Origin of the sequence: Streptomyces sp. NPDC044984 (assembly GCF_040646935.1) — a bacterium.
Classification (GTDB): Bacteria; Actinomycetota; Actinomycetes; order Streptomycetales; family Streptomycetaceae; genus Streptomyces.
In genome coordinates, this window is the sequence record NZ_JBEZBE010000021.1 from 1 (window position 1) to 20,686 (window position 20,686).

The following is a 20,686-nucleotide window of genomic DNA, read 5'->3' on the forward strand; positions in this document are numbered from 1 at the left end:
GGATCTTCACGGCGGTGGTCTTGCCGGCGCCGTTCGGGCCGAGCAGGGAGAAGATCGTGCCTTCCGGGACGGTGAGGTCGACGCCGTCGAGCACGGTCTTGTCGCCGTAGGACTTGCGCAGCCCGTTCGCCGCGATGGCCAAGCCGGTCATGAGGGGTTCTCCTTCGGGTGCCGAGGGGGTCACAGGCTGCGGGCGGTGATGTCGCCGTAGGCGGTGGTCGCGTGGACGGCCAGGCCGGCGGCGGCGCCGTCGGTGTTATTGAGCGTGTTGTGGATCCGGCCGTAGCCGGTGCCGGCGTCGAGGGAGGCGGAGACTCCGCGGGCGGCGCCGACGGAGATGTCGCCGTGCTCGGTGCGCAGCGTGACCGTGCCGCGCACGGCCTCGGTGACGCGGATGTCGCCCTTCTGGGTGCTGATCTCGGCGGGGCCGCCCAGACGGCCGACCGAGACGTCGCCGGCGAGGACGGCGAGGCGGGCGCTCGCGGTCTCGTCGAGCTTGACCGGGCCCTGCGCACCCTCGAAGGTGACGTCGCCGAGCCGTCCGACGCCCCGGAGCTCCGCGGCGGCCGCCTTCCCCTCGACGTGGGAGCCGGTGGGCAGCCGGACGGTGATCTCGACGGATCCGGACGGGCCGAGGAGCTGGTTCTTCGCCGGCGGGCCGTCGATCCGCAGGACGCCGTCGCCGTATTCGACCCTGGTCTGCTCCGCCGCCTTCGTGTCACGGCTCCTCGTGGCGTCCGCGGGCAGGACCTCCACCACGGTGTCGGCCCGGTCGGCGGCGATGAACCGGATGCGGCCCGCGGGGACGTCGAGGGCGACCGAGAGGGGGGAGGGGGTGTCGAACTGCATCGTGCGCTCCTTCGGGATGTCGTTTCTGACACCGGAAACGCTACGTTGCGTTCACGATTGCAGCAATTACTTTGTTGCACGCAATAGTTGTTTACGCAGGTCACAGCAGGTAAATCATTGCAACGAGCTGAAAGCTAACGCAACAATGGAAGGCACGGTCGTTGCAATGAATTGAAGCGAAAGCTATGCTGGCGTCATCACGGACCACGAAGGAGACCGCGTTGCCCGGAGGCAGGCTCACCCAGCAGGAGCGCCAGCAGATCGCGACGGGGCTGGCCGACGGGCTCGCCTACGCGGAGATCGCCAGGCGTCTGGACCGCCCCACCTCGACGATCACGCGCGAGGTGATGCGCAACGGCGGCCCCGCCGGCTACCGCGCGGACCTGGCCCACCGCGCCACCGAACGCCGGGCCCACCGGCGCGGACAGACCGCGCCGCGGGGGCCGAAGGCGCTCACGGAGGACTACGGCCGCGACGCGGAGGCCGTGCGCGCGTACGAGGAGACGCTCACCACCGTCTTCATAGCGTCGGGCACGCCCAAGATGATGGCCAGGGTCATGGCCTGCCTCACCCTCACCGACAGCGGGAGCCTCACCGCCGCCGAACTCGCCCAGCGCCTCGAGGTCAGCCCGGCGTCCGTCTCCAAGGCGATCACGTTCCTGGAGAGCCAGGACCTCGTCCGCCGGTTCCGCGACGAGGGCCGCCGTGAGCGCTACGGCTTCGACGAGGACATCTGGTACCAGTCGATGATGGCCAGCGCCCGCTCCACCGCCCAGGTCGCCGAGACCTCACGCCTGGGCGTCGACGTCATGGGGCCCGGCACACCGGCCGCCGTGCGCCTGGAGAACGCCGCCCGCTTTCTCGACTTCGTGGCCGAGACCATGATCCGCGCTGCCGAACAGGCTCGCGAAGTCCTCTACACGAACCCCGGAACGGCCTCGGACGACACCACGGGAACGGCCTCGGACGACACCACCGGGCCACGCCCGGACCGCGGTTAGCCGACCGGCGCCGCCTACGTGCGGCGGACGCCCGCCTCCTCGTCGTACTCGCCGAGGACGATCACGTCGAAGGCGGCGCCGAGGAACACCCTCACGGCGCGCAGGGCATCACCGAGGCGGTGCGGACGACTGCCCTGGACGGGCGTCGTGGTGGGGTGGAGGGTCGCTGCGCTCATGTCTCCATGGTTGCCTTCCGCCCCCGGCACGGGCATCGGCCGGAGGGACCGGCCCGCCGGCCCGCCGCGTACGCCTCCGGAACGACCCGTCCCCCTCGGGCAGGACGAGTCGTCCCCTAGGGGCGGCGGGTCAGCGGCCGATCGTGTCCAGCTCGGCGAGGTCCTCCTCGGACAGGGAGAGGCCCGCGCCGGTGACGTTCTCCCGCAGGTGCGCCACCGACGAGGTCCCGGGGATGAGCAGGATGTTGGGCGACCGGTGCAGCAGCCAGGACAGGGCGACCGACATCGGACGGGCGCCGAGCCGGTCGGCCACGGCCGAGAGCACCGAGGACTGCAGGGGACTGAAGCCGCCCAGCGGGAAGAACGGCACGTAGGCGATGCCCTGTTCGGCGAGCCGGTCGACGAGGTCGTCGTCCTGGCGGTGGGCGAGGTTGTAGAGGTTCTGCACGCAGACGAACGGGGCGATGGTTTCCGCCTCGGCGATCTGGTCGGCGGTGGCGTTGCTCAGGCCCAGGTGCCGGATCAGGCCCTGCTGCTGCAGTTCCGCGAGGGTCTCGTAGGCCTTGGCCAGTGACCCCGGCTGGGGGCCTTCGGCGTTGCCGAGCCGGAGGTTGACGAGGTCCAGCGACTCCACGCCGAGGTGCTCGAGGTTGTCGTGGACGGCCCGGCGCAGCTCGTCCGGCTCGCGGGCCGGGGGCCAGCCGCCCTGTGCGTCGCGGACCGCACCCACCTTGGTCACGATGTGCAGCGAGTCGGGGTAGGGGTGCAGCGCTTCGCGGATCAGCCGGTTGGTGACGTGCGGCCCGTAGGCGTCGGCCGTGTCGATGTGGGTGACGCCGAGGCGTACGGCCTCGCGCAGCACCGCGAGTGCGCCGTCGTGATCGGCCGGCGGCCCCATCACACCGGGGCCGGTCAGCTGCATGGCCCCGTAGCCGAAGCGGGTGACGGTCAGGTCGCCCATCGTCCAGGTGCCGCCGGGGAGGGATGTGGTCGGAGTGTTCATGCCTCCCACCGTCCCGGCCGCCCGCAGGTCCGCCCAGGTCCCTGCCGATCCTGGGAGTGACAGGGACAGGGACGGCCGCCACCGTGCGCCTAGCATGGAGGACATGCCTGAGGAGAACCTGCTCGGTGACTACCTCCGGGCGCGCCGGGAACTGGTGACGCCCGAGGACATCGGGCTGCCGACGCACGGGATGCGCCGGGTGCCGGGGCTGCGCCGTGAGGAGGTGGCCATGCTCGCCGGCATCAGCTCCGACTACTACCTGCGGCTGGAGCAGGGCCGCGACCGCAATCCGTCGGCGCAGGTCCTCGACGCGCTCGCCCGGGTGCTCCTGCTCGACGACACCGCCACGGGATACCTCCACCAGCTCGCCGCGCCGCGCCCCCGTACCCGGCGCCGGTTCCGTCGGCGGCCGGTTCCGCCGGCCACGGCACAGCTGCTCGAGACGATCGGACTGCCGGCCTTCGTGACGGACAGGTCCCTCGACGTGATCGCGGTCAACGCGCTCGCCACCGCGCTGGCCCCGAGCATCCGGGTGGGGGAGAACCGGCTCCGGTCGTTCTTCCTCGACCCCGCCGAGCAGGCGCTGCACACGGACTGGGCACACACGGCGGCCCGGTGCGTCGCCGCGTTCCGCCGACGGCTCGGGCCGGACGTCGACGACCCGCGGGTCGTCCAGCTCGTGGGCGAACTGTCGCTGGTCAGTGAGGAGTTCCGGCAGGTGTGGGCGCGCCACGACGTGCGGCCGATGGGCAACGGGCCGATCGGGATGAACCATCCCCAGGTCGGCCGGCTGGACCTCACCATGTCGAAACTGGAGGTCGACGGTTCCGACGGCCTGATGCTCGCGGTCTACCACGCCGAACCGCGGAGCGAGGCCGCCGAACGGCTCGCCCTGCTCGCCTCGCTGGCCATGGGACGACCGGCGCGGCGGCCGGCCGACGGGCCCGGCGTGCGCGACGTGCCCGACGGGCCCGGCGTGCGGGAAGCGGACGGTTCGGCGCGTACGAGCTGACCGGGGCGGCCACGGGCGGGCCCGCCCCGTCGCCCGCCGCCCCGTCCGGCGCACAAACCGTTTGGCCCGCACCGGCCGCGCGTCCTAGACTCTCCGCTCTTGCCCGCCTCCCCTCACGGAGCGCCGCCGTCCGGACGGAAACCGGCCGGTACACCGCAGCAATCCCCGCAGCAGGTCCCCCGGAGGCACCCCCTTGTCCGCGTCCACGCCGGTAGACGAATCCGCAGACGGTCCCGCGAGCATCCCCGCAGACGACCCGCTCGCCCGCGAGCGCGCCCACCTCGACGCGTCCCGTTCCGCACTGCGCGCCATGCGCGAGGACGTCGAGGCCCTCGACATCAGCGACGTCACCGCGAACTGGGTCAACGCGGCCGCGCTGGCGCACCAGATCGAAGAGCGCATCAAGGCGCTGGCCGACCTCAGCGACACCCCGCTGTTCTTCGGCCGCCTCGACTACCTGCACTCCCCCGGCGCCGAGCAGGCGGAGGGCGCGGAGGGGGAGAGCTTCTACATCGGGCGCCGGCACGTGCACGACGCGGACGGCGACCCGATGGTGATCGACTGGCGTGCGCCGGTGTCGCAGCCGTTCTACCGGGCGTCCAAGAAGGACCCGCTGGACATCGCGCTGCGCCGCCGCTTCGGCTACACGGGCGGCGACCTCACCGCGTACGAGGACGAGCACCTCTCCGACCCGGCGGAGGCCGCGACCACCAGCAAGCTGCTCCAGCAGGAGATCGAGCGTCCGCGCGTCGGCCCGATGCGGGACATCGTCGCCACGATCCAGCCCGAGCAGGACGAGATCGTACGGTCCGGGCTGTCCGGCAGCGTGTGCGTGCAGGGAGGCCCCGGCACCGGGAAGACCGCCGTCGGCCTGCACCGGGTCGCCTACCTCCTCTACGCCCACCGCGAGCGGCTGGCCCGCACCGGCACACTGGTCGTCGGCCCGAACCGCTCCTTCCTGCACTACATCGAGCAGGTGCTGCCCGCGCTGGGCGAGCTGACCGTGGCGCAGGCCACGGTGGACGACCTGGTGGCGCACGTGGAGGTGCGCGGGACGGACGACGCGCCGGCGGCGGTGGTCAAGGGCGACGCCCGGATGGCGGAGGTCCTGCGCAGGGCCCTCTACGCACACGTCACGATGCCCACCGAGCCGGTCGTGGTCGTGCGCGGTTCCCGCCGCTGGCGGGTCCCGGCGTACGAACTGGAGGAGATCGTCCGGCAGTTGCTCGACCGCGACATCCGCTACGGGGCCGCCCGCGACGCCCTGCCGCAGCGCATCGCGCACGCCGTGCTGGTGCAGATGGAGCGGGCGGGCGAGGCGCCGGACGACAGGGTCCAGGACGCGGTGGCCCGCAACAGCGCGGTGAAGGCGGCGGTGAAGGCGGTCTGGCTGGCCGTCGACCCGGCGAAGCTGGTGCTACGGCTGCTGAGCGACCCGGAGTTCCTGGCGGAGCACGCGGAGGGCCTGCTCGACGAGCAGGAGCGGAAGACGATCCTGTGGGCGAAGCCCGCCCGCTCGGTGAAGTCGGCGAAGTGGTCGGCGACGGACGCGGTGCTGATCGACGAGGCGGCCGACCTGATCCAGCGCACGCACTCCCTCGGGCACGTGGTGCTCGACGAGGCGCAGGACCTGTCCCCCATGCAGTACCGGGCGGTGGGCCGCCGCTGCACGACCGGTTCGGCGACCGTCCTCGGCGACCTGGCCCAGGGAACCACGCCCTGGGCGACCCGCAGTTGGGAGGAGGCCCTGCTCCACCTGGGCAAACAGGGCGCGGTGATCGAGGAGTTGACGGCCGGTTTCCGCGTCCCCACGGACGTCATCACCTACGCCTCCCGGCTCCTCCCCCACATCGCGCCGGGGCTGACCCCGGTGGCGTCGATCCGCGAGAACCCGGGCTTCTTCGAGGTCCGCCGGTCCGGGGGGACGGCCGACGCAGTCTCCGCCTGCCGCGAACTCCTGCGCAACGAGGGCTCGGTGGGCCTGATCGCGGCGGACGCCCGCGTCCCGGAACTGGCGGAGGAACTGACCTCGGCGGGCATCCCCTTCATCGCCCCCGGCGAGGAGACGACGCACGACACCCGCCTGACCCTGGTCCCGGCCTCCCTGGCGAAGGGCCTGGAGTACGACTACGTGGTCCTGGACGAACCCCGCGCGGTGGTCGACGCCGAACCGGACGAGCGCACCGGCCTGCGCCGCCTGTACGTGGCCCTGACCCGAGCTGTGTCAGGCCTGATCGTCACGCACACGACTGACCTGCCGGAGCAACTGACGTAACCGCCACCGCTCCCTCGTCTCCGCGGGCAGTCGTGCCGCCGTACCCGCGGGCAGCCGCACGCCGCCGTACCCGCGGGCAGTCGTGCCGCTGGGGCGATGGGGTCCCCCCCCCGCTTGAGCGAAGCCGAGAGTGGGGGAGGGTGGGCGCGACGGCACCCCGCGAGCGCCGGGCCGCGCGCCCCACCCCCGCCCAGCCGCAGCCCAGCCCACCCCCGCCCAGCCCGACGCCCGGTGACAAGGGAGCGAACGCTCAGCCCTCCAGCACCCGCCGCCACTCGGCGACGGCCTCCGCCGACACCGGCCCGCCCCACCCCTGCGGTCGCGCCGCTCCCCCGATGTGGAAGGCGTCGATCCCGGCCTTCAGCAACAGCGGCACGTGCTCCAGCCGCAACCCGCCCCCCACCAGCAACTGCTGCTCGTACCCCGGCTCCCCCCGCCGCCCCGCCTCCGCGAGCAGGGTCGGCATCCCCACGTCGACTCCCCCGGCCGCCCCGGCCGTCAGGTACGTGTCCAGGCCGGGGAAGTCCGCGAGCTGCTTGCGCAGGGCGTCCCGGTCGGCGGCCCGGTCGATGGCCCGGTGGAACGTCCACCGGCACCCCTCCAGCTCACGGGCGACCCGCTCCACCGCCCCCAGGTCCACCCCGCCCTCCGCGTCCAGGAACCCGAGCACGAACTCCTCCGCCCCGGCCTCGCGCATCCCGCGGACGGCAGCCACCAGCCGCTCGACGTCCCCCGCCGCGAACCCGTCCGCCAGCCGCAGCATCACCCGCACCGGGATGTCCACGGCCGCCCGGATCCCCGCGACCGTCGCCGCCGAAGGCGTCAGCCCGTCCGCCGCCATGTCGGTCACCAGCTCGAGGCGGTCCGCACCTCCGGCCTGGGCGGCCACCGCGTCCTCGACGTCGAGGGCGATCACCTCCAGGACTGCACGCTTGCTCATGGGGCCCCATTCCTCGGCATCAGACGGCGACTACAGGTCTAGTCCAATCCAAGCCTACGCCCGACCACCCGCCCGGGGCCGCCCCGCCCCTCCGCCCAGCCCTTCCGCTCAGCCCCCGAAGATGTTCAGCTCCGCCGCCTCCACCCCGGCCAGCTCGTACGAGGCACCGTCCACCGGACGCCCCGCGTACAGCCGTACGAGCGTCGGCCCGTCGCCGATGTAGCGGGCCGGAGGACGTTCCCCCGTGGCGTCGCCCAGGCGCAGCGGCTCGTCGGCGTCGTCGAGGTCGGCGTGCAGCGGCGGATGACCCTCCCGGCCGGTCACCTGGCCCAGCAGGGCGAGCGCGTACGGCAGCCCCGCGCCCGCGTACGCGCCCGGCTCCCCGAGCGCGACCCGTACGTCCCCGGCGTGCACCCACTCGCCCAGCGCGAGGACGTCCAGCGCCCCGCCCGCCTTGGCGATCACGGGCCCCGCCCCGGTCATCCCGCGCTCCAGCTCGTCCACGACCCGGGCGTTCGTCCACCCGGCCCGCTCGGCGATGTCCCGCTCGTTGCTCTCGGGCGAGAACACCCCGTCCTCGAACCGCCGCTCCAGTACCCGGGTGAACGCGGCCGAGCAGTGCGCCAGCACGTCCCGCACCGTCCACCCCGGACACGCCACCACCGGCAACGCGAAGTCCGCGTCCGCCCTCCCCCTCAGCAACGGGACCAGCGCGTCCCGCTCGACGGCCAACAGCCGCCCCGGCAGCTCCGGGTCCCGTACGTTCCGCACATCCGCAGGAGTCGTCATACCGCCCACGCTAGTTGCGGAGCCGCCGTCCCACAGGCCCTACTCGCCGTCGACCTGGTGATCGGCCCAGACATAGCTCTCGGGCAGCAGATCGGTGACGGCGACGGCCCGCAGGCGCTCACCCTCGCCGACGACGACCTTGAGCCCGGGAAAGTAGTCGAGCAGGACCTGTCGGCACCGGCCGCACGGCGGAACGACCCCCCGGTCCCGGTCCCCCACGGCGACGATCGTCTCCAGTTCGTAGATCCCCTGAGCCGCGGCCGTGCCGACGAGGACCAGCTCGGCGCAGGGCCCTCCCGTGAAGTGGTAGGCGTTCACCGCGGTGACGATCCGCCCGTCCCGGCCGCGGCCGGCGGCCGCCATGGTGTGGTTGTCGCCCCGGCAACGGGTACGGGCGACCCGGGCGGCGGCCTCGACGAGTTCACGGTCGACGGAGTGGATCTGCGTGGTCATCCCCTCAGTCTGCGACAGGCGCCGGAAGCCGGGGCGGACAATGGGCCCATGGCCGACACCGAAGTCCTGCGTGCCCGATTCGCCCGCGCCCTGGAGGGAGCCCGCGGCCCCGGGGGCGGCCCGGACCCGTCGCCGTACGCCGACGACCTGCTCGGCCGCTGGCAGGAGCCGCAGCGGCACTACCACACGCTCACCCACCTCACGGCGGTCCTCGACCACGTCGACGAGCTGGCGGACCACGCGGCGGACCCGGACGTCGTACGGCTCGCCGCCTGGTTCCACGACGCCGTGTACCTGCCGGACCGCTCCGAGAACGAGGAGCGGTCCGCCCGGCTCGCCGAGCGGGCCCTCCCCGAGGCCGGGGTGTCCGCGGAGAAGACCGCCGAGGTGGCCCGGCTGGTGCGGCTCACCGTCACGCACGATCCGGCCGACGACGACCGCGACGGGCAGGTGCTGTGCGACGCCGACCTCGCGGTCCTCGCCGCGTCGCCGTCGTCGTACGCCGCCTACACCGCCGCCGTGCGCGAGGAGTACCACTTCGTGCCGAACGACTCCTTCCGCGCGGGCCGTGCCGACGTGCTGCGGCAACTCCTCGCCCTGCCCCGCCTGTTCCGCACTCCCTACGGGCAGGAGCACTGGGAGGCCACCGCCCGCTACAACATGCGCGGGGAACTGGAAATGCTGTCGACCGCACCCGCACCGCCCGCCTAGCCTGCCCCGCATGCATGCTGTGGGAGCGGAACAGGTGGAGGAAGCCGTCGCGGACTGCGTGGCGGCGCTGGGGACGGTCGCCGGCCGGGACTGGAAGAAGGTGAGGGCCGGGCGGCTGGAGTGGAACTGCCGGGAGGCGGCGGAACACATCGCGGACGATCTCATCGCGTACGCGGGGCGGCTCGCGGGACGCTCGACCGCCGGCCGCCTGCCCTTCACGCTCTCGCTCGACGAGGACACCGACAACGCCGGCGTCCTGAAGACGGTCGAGGCGACCGGCGCCCTGCTCGCCGCCGCGGTCCGCACCACCCCGCGCGCGGTCCGCGCCTTCCACCCGTACCCCTTCCGGCACGCGAACCGTGAGGGCTTCGCCGCGATGGGCGTGGCCGAGGTGCTGCTGCACACGCACGACATCGCCGAGGGGATGGGAATCGCGTACGAGCCGCCGACCGAGCTGGCCTCCTTCGTCCTCACCCGGATCTTTCCGCGGGTCAAGCCGGGGCCCACACCGTGGCGGACGCTGCTGTGGGCGACCGGGCGCGGCGAACTGCCCGGTCGGGAGCCGGTCACCGCCTGGCGCTGGAGCAACAACCCGGTGCTCCGGTCGGAGCGGCTGACCCTGGAGGGTGTCACCCCGGCGACCGCCGCCGACCTGTCCCTGGCGGGTGACGGAGGTCACGAGTGGGTCGGCGGGGCCGCCGCCGACGGCACCCGCGAAGGCGCCGGGATCATGGTCAAGCAGTACGAGGAGGGCGTGTTCCACCCGGAGTGGGGCATGTACGTGCTGGTCCGGCGGGACGACGACCGCGCGGTGGGCGCGATGGGCTTCCACGGCGTCCCGGACGGGGACGGCCGCGTGGAGATCGGCTACGACCTCGTCGTGGGCGCCCGCGGCCACGGTTACGCCACCGAGGCGCTGCGCGCGCTGTCGCGCTGGGCGCTGGAGCAGGACGGCGTACGGACGGTGGCCGCCGTCGTCGAGCAGGAGAACGTGCCCTCGCAGAAGGTCGTCACCCGGGCCGGTTTCACCGAGGTGTCCCGGCAGGAGGGGCAGATCTCCTACGAACTCCGCGGCTGAGCCGCGCCCTTGCGGCGCCGCAGCCCCGCCCCGTGCAGCAGCCGCACCACCTCGCGGCTGCTGACCTCGACCGCCCCGGCGCGCACCGCGTCGGCGTACCGGTGCCGGGGGATGTCGTAGTGGTCGCGTTCGAAAGCGCGGCGGGGGACGCCCAGGCGGTCGGCGAAGGCGTGCAGTTCGTCGTAGGAGAGGTCGCTGACGAGGTGGGACCACATCCGGCCGTGGCCCGGCCAGGTGGGCGGGTCGATGTACACGGTCACGAGGAGCCCGCCCCGCCCGCGGCCCCGCCCAGTCCGCCCACGGCCGCGACCCTCACGCCCGCCTTGTGGCACACCCAGTGCGGATCGGGGCCGAGTTCCGGCTCCACGTCCAGCGCGTGCGGGTCACCGGTGCCGCAGACCGGGCACAGCGGCCAGCGGCCGTGCCGTTCCAGCAGGGCGTCCTGTACGTCCTGGGCGACCAGGCCGGGGAGGAACCCGGCGCCGTCCGGCCACTGTTCCACCCACCAGCGCCGGTGCGTGACGGAATCCTCGACCAGGGAGACCACGTCCGCCTCGGCGACCTCACGCGCGACCAGATCGGCGAGCACGAGGGCGCGCGCCGCGTGCAACGCCTGTTCCAGGGGGCTGACGGGGTGGGTGCCGGGTTCGCCGTGGGGAGCGTGGGGGTCCATGCCCCCATTGTGCGCACTCTTGACCGTACGACCGGACCGAAAATATCTTTCACATTGTGACCGATGAAGTGAAGGAAATTTTCGCGAGCGGGCGCGGTCCGGGTGGCTCGGGCGGCCTAGGCGGCCCGGGCACGAGCGGTGGCCCGGGCGCTCCGGGTGCGGGCGGCGGCACGCCCGCGCCTCCCGCGCCCGCCGCCCTGGCGGCCAAGGTCCGCACGCTGGCTCCGTCGATGACCCGTTCCATGCAGCGGGTCGCCGAGGCCGTCGCCGACGACCCGGCCGGCTGCGCGGCCCTCACGGTCACCGGGCTCGCCGAACTCACCGGCACCAGCGAGGCCACCGTCGTCCGCACCGCCCGCCTGCTCGGCTACCCCGGCTACCGCGATCTGCGCCTCGCGCTGGCCGGTCTCGCCGCCCAGCAGCAGTCCGGCCGCGCGCCCGCCATCACCACCGACATCGCGGTGGACGACCCCCTAGCCGACGTCGTGGCGAAACTCGCCTACGACGAGCAGCAGACCCTCGCCGACACCGCGGCCGGACTGGACACCGTCCAGCTCGCGGCGGCCGTGACCGCCCTGGCCGGCGCCCGCCGCACCGATGTGTACGGCGTCGGCGCGTCGGGACTCGTCGCCCAGGACCTCACCCAGAAGCTGCTGCGCATAGGCCTGCTGGCGCACGCCCACAGCGACCCGCACCTCGCCGTCACCAACGCGGTGCAGCTGCGCCCGGGGGACGTGGCTATCGCCGTCACGCACTCCGGGTCGACCGGGGACGTCATCGAACCCCTCCGGGTCGCCTTCGAGCGCGGGGCGACGACGGTGGCGGTCACCGGCCGCCCGGACAGCCCCGTCACGCAGTACGCCGACCACGTCCTGACCACGTCCACGGCCCGCGAGAGCGAGCTGCGGCCGGCCGCGATGTCCTCCCGGACGGGGCAGCTGCTGGTGGTGGACTGCCTGTTCGTGGGGGTCGCCCAGCGGACGTACGAGTCGGCGGCGCCGGCGCTGTCCGCGTCGTACGAGGCGTTGGCGCACCGGCACCGGGTGCTCCGCAAGGGGCCGTAGGGGTGTGCCGCCGTGGTCGGCCGCGGGTGGTCCGTGGTTGATCGCGCCCACGCGGCGGTAGCCGCATACCAAGCACAGTGCCGCGCCCCCAGGTCGGCCGCCCGACCCCGGACCGGAAAGACACCGCCATGACCTCCACCCCCCACCACCACGACCTCCGCGCCCAGTTGGAGAAGCTCACCACCGAGGCGTACCGGCCCGAGCTGGCGGACGTCGACCGGTTGCCCACCCTCGACATCGCGCGGCTGATGAACGGCGAGGACGCCACCGTGGCCGGTGCCGTGGCCGAACAGGTACCGGTGATCGCCGCCGCGATCGACGCCGTCGCCGAGCGGATGGCCCGCGGCGGGCGGCTGGTCTACGCGGGCGCCGGCACCGCCGGCCGGCTCGGGGTGCTGGACGCCTCCGAGTGCCCGCCCACCTTCAACACCGACCCGGCGCGGGTCGTCGGCCTGGTCGCGGGCGGCCCCGACGCCCTGGTCACCTCGGTGGAGGGCGCCGAGGACTCGCGCGAGCTGGCCGAGTCCGACCTGGCCGCGCTGGAGCTGACCGCCGACGACACGGTGGTCGGGGTCTCCGCCTCCGGCCGCACCCCGTACGCGGTCGGCGCCGTCGCGTACGCCCGCGCGCGCGGCGCCCTCACCGTGGGGCTGGCCTGCAACCGGGGCAGCGCGCTGGCGGCGGCGGCCGAGCACGGCATCGAGGTCGTCGTCGGCCCGGAGTTCCTCACCGGCTCCACGCGCCTGAAGGCCGGTACGGCGCAGAAGCTGGTGCTGAACATGCTGTCGACGATCACGATGATCCGGCTGGGCAAGACGTACGGGAACCTGATGGTCGACGTGCGCGCCTCCAACGAGAAGCTGCGCGCTCGTTCCCGCCGCATCGTCGCGCAGGCGACGGGCGCGGCGGACGACGTCGTCGAGCGCGCCCTGAGCGCCACGGACGGCGAGGTCAAGCACGCGATCCTGGTCATCCTGGCCGACGTCGACGGCCCGACGGCCGCCCGCCTCCTCGCGGAGTCCGACGGCCACCTGCGCGCGGCGCTCGCCAGGGCGCGGGAGTAGAGGAGGCCCGTGGGCGGATACTGGAGAGCACCCGACCCGGAGACGAACCATGAACCACGCGCAGCTCACCGCCCTGGGCCGCGCCCTGCGCGTGCTCGGGGAGCACGGCGAGGCACTGTCCGCCGACACCCCGGACGCCCGGCTGCACGAAGTGAAGGACGACCTGAAGCGGGCCCTGGACCTGCTGGAGGAGAGCGTCACCACGGCCGCGCCCAGCACGCGGTGCGCCGAGCACCCGACGGGGCCGGTCGACGAGAGCGCCCCGGACCTGTGCCTGCTCTGCGAGACCCGGCGCCGCGCCGCCCGCCGCGCCGAGTTCAACGGCCCCGCCCCGCAGGCCCGGCCCGCCGAGCCCGCGCCGTCCCGGTACGGGGTGCGCGGAGACCGGCCGCAGCCGCAGCAGCGCTGGCTGCCGGAGCTGTGGAACGGCCAGACCTGGCAGCTGTGCGGCACCCCGCGCCGGGACCGGCGCGAGGCGGAGCTGTACATCGCGGCGCAGCGGCGCGGGCCCCGGGCCGCCATGGCGTACCGGATCGTGCACGAGTTCACCGACTACGAGGTGCTGCGCGTGTGGGGGACGCCGGTGCGGGTCGACATCGAGCCGATGGGCAATCTCTGACGGCCGGGACGACGCAACGGCGCGAACGGTACGGACGGCCAAAACGGCCAAGACGGCCGGAGGGCGGTCAGTGGATCCTGATCTCGAAGATCTTGTGTGCGCTGTCGAAGTCCCGGTGGGTGTTCTTCGCGAGCGTGACCCACTGCTTCGCGCCACCCAGCTTCTGCTGGTAGCCGATGGTCACCTTGTTGTCGCCCGACCAGACGTAGTCGATGTCGTAGACGGCCACCTGCAGCGTGCCGGCGTTGGCGAAGCAGTGCAGGTCGAAGCCGTCGTTGTTGACGATGCGGGCCAGGTCGGGGCGTGCCTGGAGGCCGAAGAGCGCGCAGTGTTCGACGGGGACCTTGTCGATCGCGTGTGCGGAGGTCCCGGGCAGGGCCATGAGCGCCGCGGTCGCGAGCACGGTCACGGCGGCGGCCTTGGTCTTGGAGGTGTTCACGTTTCTTCCTTCGCGGTGCCGGAGGGGAGGGGGCGGGGTCGTGCGGAGTAGGCGGTCCTGCCTCAGTGGATCCTGATCCGGGAGATCTTGTGAGCGCTGTTGAAGTCGCGCCGCTGCCACTTCTCCAGCGTGATGTCCTCGCCGGCCCCGCCCAGCTTCTGCTGGTAGGTGATGGTCACCTTGTTGTTGCCGGACGAGACGACGTCGATGTCGTAGATCGCCACGTCCAGGCTGCCCGCGTTGGCGAAGCAGTGATGGTCCTGCGCGTTCGCGTTGACGACGTGGGTGAGTTCGGGGTTCGGGAGCCAGCCCCCGCAGACGGTCTTGTTGATCGCGTGTGCCGGGCTCGCCGGCAGGACGGTGAAGGCGGCGGCCGCGACGGCGGCGACGGAGGCGGCGCGCAGGGCGGGTCTTCTCATGTCGGTGCTCTCTCGGGGTGGTGCCGGGGAACGGCGGCACAGGTGGATGCGGACCAAGGCGGTGAGGCATCCAGCACCCGAGAAACCGCTGGTGGGGGCCTGTAGGAGTCGCCTTACCGATGTGATCGAGACTATGGTCCGGGCCGTCCCGCTCCCCTCGGTCCGCGGAAGGATTCCCGCGTCTAACCAGAGGTGGAGAGCGCGCCCGGGCCCGTACCCCGGCCGCCCGGAGCCGGCCCCCTCTCCCGCCCCTGCGGCCCGGCCGACCGGAGCCGGCCCCCCTCCTCCGTCCCGGCGGCCCGGTCCCCAGGACGTTCCCGGGACTCGTCCGGAGCGCCCCACCGGTCACGACCGGCCGCGACGACGAACGGCCGCCGCCCCGGGAGGACCCCGGGGCGGCGGCCGTCAGCCGCGGTGAACCGTGTCTACGCCTTGGAGGCCACCCCCGTGGGCTCCTCGGTCGGGCCCTCGGCGACGGCGTGCGCATCCGCCGCCGCGGCCGGCCGGCGCGGGATGAAGGCGGCGATGGCGAAGCCGAGCAGCGCGGCGCCGGCACCGAGCGCCAGGACCGTGCGGAAGGCGCTCTCGGAGGGCAGCGCGTACGGGCCGAACTCCGTGGTCATCTGCGCCAGGACGACACCGGCGACGGCGCTGGCGACGGAGGTGCCGATGGAGCGCATCAGGGTGTTGAGGCTGTTGGCGGCGCCCGTCTCGGAGGCGGGCACGGCGCTCATGATCAGTGTGGGCATCGCGCCGTAGGTGAAGCCGATGCCGGCGCCGATGACGCAGGACGCCAGCACGAAGTGCCAGACCTCGTCCATGAGCAGGACGTTCAGACCGTAGCCCGCGGCCACGATCAGGGCGCCGATCATCAGTGTCGCCTTCGGGCCCTTGGCGCGGGAGACGAGCGCGGACACCGGGGCCAGCGCCATCATCACCAGGCCGGACGGGGCCATGACCAGGCCGGCCGACAGCAGCGACTGGCCCAGGCCGTAACCGGTCTCCTCCGGCAGCTGCATCACCTGCGGGACGACCAGGGACATCGAGAACATCGCGAAGCCGATCGCCACCGAGGCGAGGTTGGTGATCAGCACCTGGGGACGGGCCGTGCTGCGCAGGTCCACCAGCGGCTGGTCGTTGCGCAGCTCGAAGAGGCCCCAGGCCACCAGGATGACGACGGCCGCCGCGAACAGGCCGAGGGTGGTGCCGCTCGACCAGCCCCAGTCGCCGCCCTTGGAGATCGCCAGCAGCAGGCAGACCAGACCGGCCGCCATGCCGATCGAGCCGGTCAGGTCGAACCGGCCGCCGGTGCGCACCTTCGACTCCGGCACGAGGGCCGTCACCGCGGCCAGCGCGACCACGCCCAGCGCGGCCGAGATCCAGAACAGCATGTGCCAGTCGAAGTTGTCGGCGATGAGCGCGGCGACGGGCAGGCCGAGGGCGCCGCCGACGCCGAGCGAGGCGCTGATCATCGCGGTGGCCGAGCCCAGCTTCTCCGCGGGCAGTTCGTCGCGCAGGATGCTGATGCCGAGCGGGATCACACCGGACGACAGGCCCTGCAGGGCGCGGCCGACGATCATCGGGACCAGGGAGTCGCTGAGTCCGGCGACGACGGAGCCGACCACCAGCATGGCCATGCTGAGCAGCAGCATGCGGCGCTTGCCGTACATGTCGCCGAGCCGGCCCATGACCGGGGTGGCGACGGCCGCCGCGAGCAGGGTGGCGGTGATGGCCCAGGCGGTGTCCGACGCCGAGGCGTTCAGGTACTGCGGCAGCTGCCCCACGATCGGGATCACCAGGGTCTGCATCAGCGAGACCACGATGCCGCCGAAGGCCAGTACGGGCACCACGGCACCGGTCTTGGGCGGCGCGGCGGTGCCGGGCGTGGGGGAACGGTCGAGTGCGTCGGACATGAAGGAGGTCTCCGTCGGGACTCAGGCCAATACTTGACTCAGGCAACCTTAAGGCGATTGATTGACTTAAGCAAATTAAAAACGAGTGACGAGCCGATGACGCCCCCACGTCCGGGGGCGCCATCGGCCGACTCGGCCCAGCGTCCGCAGGGACGCCGACTCATCCCAGCGCCCGCAGGGACCGCCGGCTCAACTCGGCGCCCGTACGGACGCCGACTCGACTCAGCGCCCGCGGGGACGCCGGCTCAGCTCAAGGTCTGCAGGGACGCCGGCTCGTACGGCGTCAGCTCGTCGAAGCGGCCGGCCAGCACCTTGGCCGCCCACTCCGGGTCCTGGAGCAGCGCGCGGCCCACGGCGACGAGGTCGAACTCGTCCCGCTCCATCCGGTCGAGCAGGTTGTCGATGCTGCCGAGCTCGGCGCCCTCCCCCTGGAACGCCTTGAGGAACTCGCCGTCCAGGCCGACCGAGCCGACCGTGATGGCGGGCTTCCCGGTCAGCTTCTTCGTCCAGCCGGCCAGGTTGAGGTCGGAGTCCTCGAACTCCGGCAGCCAGTAGCGGCGCGTGGACGCGTGGAAGGCGTCGACACCGGCCGCGGCGAGCGGGGCGAGGATCGCCTCCAGTTCCTGGGGCGTCTCGGCGAGCCGGGCGTCGTAGGCGTCCTGCTTCCACTGCGAGTAGCGGAAGACGACCGGGAACTCGGGCGACACGGCGGCGCGCACCGCCGCCACGACCTCCGCCGCGAACGTCGCGCGGGCCACCGGGTCACCGCCGTAGGCGTCGGTGCGGCGGTTGGTGCCGGACCACAGGAACTGGTCGATGAGGTAGCCGTGGGCGCCGTGCAGCTCCACGCCGTCGAAGCCGATGCGCTCGGCGTCGGCGGCCGCCCGGGCGAACGCGGCGACGACGTCGTCGATGTCGGTCTGCGTCATCGCCTCGCCCTTGCCCTCGGTGCCGTCCGTGCGCACCCCGGACGGGCCGATCGCCGGGGCGTCCGGGTACGGCGCCTGGCCCTGCTCGCGGACCATGCCGATGTGCCAGAGCTGCGGCACGATCGTGCCGCCCGCCGCGTGCACCGCCTCGGCGACCTTCGCCCAGCCCGCGAGCTGCTCCTCCCCGTGGAACCGCGGCACCCGGTCGCTCTGCCCGGCCGACTCGTGCCCCACGTACGTCCCCTCGGTGACGATCAGCCCGACACCGGCCGCGGCACGGCGCGAGTAGTACGACACCACGTCCTCACCGGGAACACCGCCCGGCGAGAACATCCGGGTCATCGGCGCCATGGCGATGCGGTTGGGGACGGTCAGACCGTTGATCGTGGTGGGCCGGGAGAGAATCGCGGCCGCTCGAGCGGCGGTGTCCGGGGCGGTGACGGTCACGTGGGGGCTCCTCTGCTGCGAATACCGGTCAGTATGTGTGCGTGCATTAAATGCACGTTCAGCGGCAACCGGGAAGCGAGGGGAGGCATTCCCACCCGGAGCCCGAATGTGACTCCGGTCACGAGACGTCTTCCTGCGCGCCCTGCCGGGGACCGGGATGACGACCGCCGACCTCTACGGCCACCCGGTGGGCGGTCCGGCGGGGGTCCGCAAGGCGGTGCTGCGGGACCTGTGCCCGCGGGGCACGGCACCGCGCGTCCGCCGCGTGCCGTGGTGCGCCGCCTGAAACGCCCGAGGGCGGCACCCCCTGCCGGAACAGGGGGTGCCGCCCTCGGTACGTGACGGACGGATCCGATCCTCGGAAGGATCAGAAGTCCATGTCACCGCCCGGCATGCCGCCGCCGGCCGGGGCCGCGGCCTTCTCCGGCTTGTCGGCGATGACGGCCTCGGTGGTGAGGAACAGCGCGGCGATGGAGGCGGCGTTCTGCAGGGCGGAACGGGTCACCTTCGCCGGGTCGATGATGCCTTCCTTGACCAGGTCGACGTACTCGCCGGTCGCGGCGTTCAGGCCGTGGCCCGGGGTCAGGTTGCGCACCTTCTCCACCACGACACCGCCCTCGAGGCCGGCGTTGACGGCGATCTGCTTCAGCGGGGCCTCGAGCGCCAGCTTGACGGCGGCGGCACCGGTGGCCTCGTCGCCCTCGAGCTCCAGCTTCTCGAAGACCTGGGAAGCCTGCAGCAGGGCCACGCCACCACCGGCGACGATGCCCTCCTCGACGGCGGCCTTCGCGTTGCGGACGGCGTCCTCGATGCGGTGCTTGCGCTCCTTGAGCTCCACCTCGGTGGCGGCACCGGCCTTGATGACCGCGACACCGCCGGCGAGCTTCGCCAGGCGCTCCTGCAGCTTCTCGCGGTCGTAGTCCGAGTCGCTGTTCTCGATCTCGGCGCGGATCTGGTTCACGCGGCCCTGGACCTGGTCGGCCGAGCCGGCACCGTCGACGATGGTGGTCTCGTCCTTGGTGATGACGACCTTGCGGGCCTTGCCCAGCAGGTCGAGCGTCGCGTTCTCCAGCTTGAGGCCGACCTCCTCGGAGATGACCTCGCCGCCCGTGAGGATGGCGATGTCGCCGAGCATGGCCTTGCGGCGGTCGCCGAAGCCCGGGGCCTTGACGGCGACGGACTTGAAGGTGCCGCGGATCTTGTTGACGACCAGGGTCGACAGGGCCTCGCCCTCGACGTCCTCGGCGATGATCAGCAGCGGCTTGCCCGACTGCATGACCTTCTCCAGGAGCGGGAGCAGGTCCTTGACGTTGGAGATCTTGGAGTTCGCGATCAGGATGTACGGGTCGTCGAGGACGGCCTCCATACGCTCCATGTCGGTGGCGAAGTACGCCGAGATGTAGCCCTTGTCGAAGCGCATACCCTCGGTGAGCTCCAGCTCCAGACCGAAGGTCTGGGACTCCTCGACGGTGATGACGCCTTCCTTGCCGACCTTGTCCATCGCCTCGGCGATGAGCTCGCCGATCTGGGTGTCGGCGGCGGAGATGGAGGCCGTGGAGGCGATCTGCTCCTTGGTCTCGACATCCTTCGCCTGCTCGAGCAGGGCGCCGGAGACGGCCTCGACGGCCTTCTCGATGCCGCGCTTCAGAGCCATCGGGTTGGCGCCGGCGGCCACGTTGCGCAGGCCCTCGCGCACCAGGGCCTGGGCGAGGACGGTCGCGGTGGTCGTACCGTCACCGGCGACGTCGTCCGTCTTCTTGGCGACTTCCTTGACCAGCTCGGCGCCGATCTTCTCGTACGGGTCCTCGAGCTCGATCTCCTTGGCGATGGAGACACCATCGTTGGTGATCGTGGGGGCGCCCCACTTCTTCTCGAGGACGACGTTGCGGCCCTTGGGGCCGAGCGTCACCTTGACGGCGTCCGCGAGCTGGTTCATGCCGCGCTCGAGGCCGCGCCGCGCCTCCTCGTCGAACGCGATGATCTTGGCCATGTGAAGTGGTCCCTCCAGGACTGGGGGTGATTCCTTCGGACCGCGCCCGCGCCCGCGACGGACGGCTCGCCGACCCCGTGGTTCCTTGCCCCACACGGCCCGCGGGCCTCACCGACCCGGTCCTTCGTTGTCACTCTCACCTTCAGAGTGCTAACGCAATGATTAGCACTCGACCCATGCGAGTGCAAGCGCCTTCGGGGAGTCGCGGGGGCGCTCAGCCGCACGCGAACACCGCCGCGCGCCGTCCCCGGGCACGGCGAAGGGCCCGCACCCCGGGGGGTGCGGGCCCTTCGTCGGCAGAAGATGCTTGCGGCTGATGGCGCGTTCAGGCGCTGAGACGAACCATGTCGGCCTGCGGGCCCTTCTGACCCTGCGAGATCTCGAACTCGACCCGCTGGCCTTCTTCGAGGGTGCGGTAGCCGTCCATCTGGATCGCGCTGTAGTGGACGAAAACATCCGCACCACCGTCGACCGCGATGAAGCCGTACCCCTTCTCCGCGTTGAACCACTTGACGGTGCCCTGAGCCATGCCTAACTCCCCTATTACTGGCCCTTGCACGGATCCGCACTTCGCGGATCCGGGTCAGACCTCACCCCCCAATGGTTGGGGGCGTGCGCCGGAACGCGTCGACCGCGGCTGAATGTATCTGTCCAACTGCCGTCTGCAACAGGTCAGTCGGACGAGAAATCTGGACGACGCCGGTCCGGAATGTGGCGAGAATTCGCCTGAATCCAGGGCAAGTCGGGCCACACAAAGGCCACAAATGCCGCAGAAGGTGCCGACACTTTGGCTGCATCCAGTCGGCCTGCGGCAGGAATTCAGTGTTTCCGATCAGTGGACC

Annotated in this window: 24 protein-coding genes; 9 read left to right on the forward strand and 15 right to left on the reverse strand. The window is 72.4% G+C overall.

The genetic code is table 11. The features are described 5' to 3' along the window. A partial coding sequence (locus AB0A94_RS22665; protein ID WP_361747224.1) for an ATP-binding cassette domain-containing protein occupies positions 1 to 151 on the reverse strand: 151 nt, incomplete at its 3' end. A gap of 29 nt (positions 152 to 180) precedes the next feature. Continuing rightward, positions 181 to 849 (reverse strand): DUF4097 family beta strand repeat-containing protein, encoded by a 669-nt coding sequence (locus AB0A94_RS22670; protein ID WP_361746935.1) that lies wholly within the window; start codon positions 847 to 849, stop codon positions 181 to 183. Positions 850 to 1,070: 221 nt separating this feature from the next. On the opposite strand from AB0A94_RS22670, the gene AB0A94_RS22675 reads away from it, so the two are divergent. After that, positions 1,071 to 1,850, forward strand: a complete 780-nt coding sequence (locus AB0A94_RS22675) for a helix-turn-helix domain-containing protein (RefSeq protein ID WP_361746937.1) — start codon at positions 1,071 to 1,073, stop codon at positions 1,848 to 1,850. 14 nt (positions 1,851 to 1,864) lie between these two features. Here AB0A94_RS22675 and AB0A94_RS22680 read toward each other — a convergent pair whose 3' ends face one another. Further along, positions 1,865 to 2,026, reverse strand: a complete 162-nt coding sequence (locus AB0A94_RS22680) for a hypothetical protein (RefSeq protein ID WP_361746939.1) — start codon at positions 2,024 to 2,026, stop codon at positions 1,865 to 1,867. Between the two features lie 130 nt (positions 2,027 to 2,156). Continuing rightward, positions 2,157 to 3,029, reverse strand: a complete 873-nt coding sequence (locus AB0A94_RS22685; protein ID WP_361746941.1) for an aldo/keto reductase family oxidoreductase — start codon at positions 3,027 to 3,029, stop codon at positions 2,157 to 2,159. A 94-nt stretch (positions 3,030 to 3,123) separates the two neighbouring features. Here AB0A94_RS22685 and AB0A94_RS22690 point away from each other — a divergent pair, with 94 nt between their 5' ends. Together AB0A94_RS22690 and AB0A94_RS22695 are read left to right on the forward strand one after the other, a co-directional pair. Continuing rightward, positions 3,124 to 4,041 carry a helix-turn-helix transcriptional regulator gene (locus tag AB0A94_RS22690; protein ID WP_361746943.1) on the forward strand — a complete coding sequence of 306 codons (918 nt, stop codon included), beginning with the start codon at positions 3,124 to 3,126 and terminating at the stop codon, positions 4,039 to 4,041. Positions 4,042 to 4,234: 193 nt separating this feature from the next. Beyond that, positions 4,235 to 6,316, forward strand: a complete 2,082-nt coding sequence (locus AB0A94_RS22695) for an ATP-binding domain-containing protein (RefSeq protein WP_361746945.1) — start codon at positions 4,235 to 4,237, stop codon at positions 6,314 to 6,316. Between the two features lie 250 nt (positions 6,317 to 6,566). Here AB0A94_RS22695 and AB0A94_RS22700 read toward each other — a convergent pair whose 3' ends face one another. From AB0A94_RS22700 to AB0A94_RS22710, 3 genes are all read right to left on the reverse strand, one after another. Continuing rightward, entirely contained in the window at positions 6,567 to 7,256 is a 690-nt protein-coding gene (locus AB0A94_RS22700) for a copper homeostasis protein CutC (protein ID WP_361746947.1), read from the reverse strand. Between the two features lie 108 nt (positions 7,257 to 7,364). Then, on the reverse strand, positions 7,365 to 8,045 hold the full coding sequence (locus AB0A94_RS22705) for a maleylpyruvate isomerase family mycothiol-dependent enzyme (protein WP_361746949.1): 681 nt from the start codon (positions 8,043 to 8,045) through the stop codon (positions 7,365 to 7,367). A 39-nt stretch (positions 8,046 to 8,084) separates the two neighbouring features. Continuing rightward, positions 8,085 to 8,498: a cytidine deaminase gene (locus AB0A94_RS22710; protein WP_361746951.1), complete on the reverse strand. Its 414-nt coding sequence runs from the start codon at positions 8,496 to 8,498 to the stop codon at positions 8,085 to 8,087. A gap of 48 nt (positions 8,499 to 8,546) precedes the next feature. Between AB0A94_RS22710 and AB0A94_RS22715 the strand changes: the two genes are divergently transcribed. Beyond that, on the forward strand, positions 8,547 to 9,209 hold the full coding sequence (locus AB0A94_RS22715; RefSeq protein WP_361746953.1) for a hypothetical protein: 663 nt from the start codon (positions 8,547 to 8,549) through the stop codon (positions 9,207 to 9,209). Positions 9,210 to 9,243: 34 nt separating this feature from the next. Further along, positions 9,244 to 10,287 carry a GNAT family N-acetyltransferase gene (locus tag AB0A94_RS22720; protein ID WP_361747226.1) on the forward strand — a complete coding sequence of 348 codons (1,044 nt, stop codon included), beginning with the start codon at positions 9,244 to 9,246 and terminating at the stop codon, positions 10,285 to 10,287. Here AB0A94_RS22720 and AB0A94_RS22725 read toward each other — a convergent pair. Continuing rightward, the gene (locus AB0A94_RS22725) at positions 10,269 to 10,547 is read right to left on the reverse strand and encodes a DUF4031 domain-containing protein (protein ID WP_217130146.1); all 279 of its coding nucleotides are present in this window, start codon (positions 10,545 to 10,547) and stop codon (positions 10,269 to 10,271) included. The two genes, AB0A94_RS22720 and AB0A94_RS22725, sit on opposite strands and share 19 nt — an antisense overlap. Next, positions 10,544 to 10,960, reverse strand: coding sequence for a hypothetical protein (locus AB0A94_RS22730; RefSeq protein WP_361746955.1), 417 nt, complete (start codon positions 10,958 to 10,960; stop codon positions 10,544 to 10,546). Before AB0A94_RS22730 ends, AB0A94_RS22725 begins: the two co-directional genes overlap by 4 nt. A 197-nt stretch (positions 10,961 to 11,157) precedes the next feature. Between AB0A94_RS22730 and AB0A94_RS22735 the strand changes: the two genes are divergently transcribed. The 3 genes from AB0A94_RS22735 to AB0A94_RS22745 all read left to right on the forward strand — a co-directional run bounded on the left by AB0A94_RS22735 (position 11,158) and on the right by AB0A94_RS22745 (position 13,707). Further along, the gene (locus AB0A94_RS22735; protein ID WP_361747228.1) at positions 11,158 to 12,024 is read left to right on the forward strand and encodes a MurR/RpiR family transcriptional regulator; all 867 of its coding nucleotides are present in this window, start codon (positions 11,158 to 11,160) and stop codon (positions 12,022 to 12,024) included. 128 nt (positions 12,025 to 12,152) lie between these two features. After that, a complete protein-coding gene (gene murQ, locus AB0A94_RS22740; protein WP_361746957.1) occupies positions 12,153 to 13,088 on the forward strand; it encodes an N-acetylmuramic acid 6-phosphate etherase in 936 nt (311 codons plus the stop codon). Positions 13,089 to 13,137: 49 nt separating this feature from the next. Beyond that, positions 13,138 to 13,707, forward strand: coding sequence for a hypothetical protein (locus AB0A94_RS22745; RefSeq protein ID WP_361746959.1), 570 nt, complete (start codon positions 13,138 to 13,140; stop codon positions 13,705 to 13,707). A gap of 67 nt (positions 13,708 to 13,774) precedes the next feature. Here the strand turns inward: AB0A94_RS22745 and AB0A94_RS22750 are convergent, their stop codons facing one another. The 4 genes from AB0A94_RS22750 to AB0A94_RS22765 form a co-directional block, all read right to left on the reverse strand. Beyond that, positions 13,775 to 14,146 (reverse strand): beta/gamma crystallin domain-containing protein, encoded by a 372-nt coding sequence (locus AB0A94_RS22750; RefSeq protein WP_361746961.1) that lies wholly within the window; start codon positions 14,144 to 14,146, stop codon positions 13,775 to 13,777. A gap of 62 nt (positions 14,147 to 14,208) precedes the next feature. Next, entirely contained in the window at positions 14,209 to 14,565 is a 357-nt protein-coding gene (locus AB0A94_RS22755) for a beta/gamma crystallin domain-containing protein (protein WP_361746963.1), read from the reverse strand. A gap of 425 nt (positions 14,566 to 14,990) precedes the next feature. Then, positions 14,991 to 16,478 (reverse strand): MFS transporter, encoded by a 1,488-nt coding sequence (locus tag AB0A94_RS22760; RefSeq protein WP_361746965.1) that lies wholly within the window; start codon positions 16,476 to 16,478, stop codon positions 14,991 to 14,993. A gap of 245 nt (positions 16,479 to 16,723) precedes the next feature. Then, complete coding sequence (locus tag AB0A94_RS22765; protein ID WP_361746967.1) at positions 16,724 to 17,854, reverse strand: NADH:flavin oxidoreductase; 1,131 nt, start codon at positions 17,852 to 17,854, stop codon at positions 16,724 to 16,726. Positions 17,855 to 18,011: 157 nt separating this feature from the next. Here AB0A94_RS22765 and AB0A94_RS22770 point away from each other — a divergent pair, with 157 nt between their 5' ends. Continuing rightward, on the forward strand, positions 18,012 to 18,140 hold the full coding sequence (locus tag AB0A94_RS22770; RefSeq protein ID WP_361746970.1) for a hypothetical protein: 129 nt from the start codon (positions 18,012 to 18,014) through the stop codon (positions 18,138 to 18,140). Between the two features lie 81 nt (positions 18,141 to 18,221). Here AB0A94_RS22770 and groL read toward each other — a convergent pair whose 3' ends face one another. Further along, the gene (groL, locus tag AB0A94_RS22775; RefSeq protein WP_217130139.1) at positions 18,222 to 19,844 is read right to left on the reverse strand and encodes a chaperonin GroEL; all 1,623 of its coding nucleotides are present in this window, start codon (positions 19,842 to 19,844) and stop codon (positions 18,222 to 18,224) included. A gap of 325 nt (positions 19,845 to 20,169) precedes the next feature. Continuing rightward, positions 20,170 to 20,373: a cold-shock protein gene (locus tag AB0A94_RS22780; protein WP_004929928.1), complete on the reverse strand. Its 204-nt coding sequence runs from the start codon at positions 20,371 to 20,373 to the stop codon at positions 20,170 to 20,172. Positions 20,374 to 20,686 lie beyond the last annotated feature (313 nt).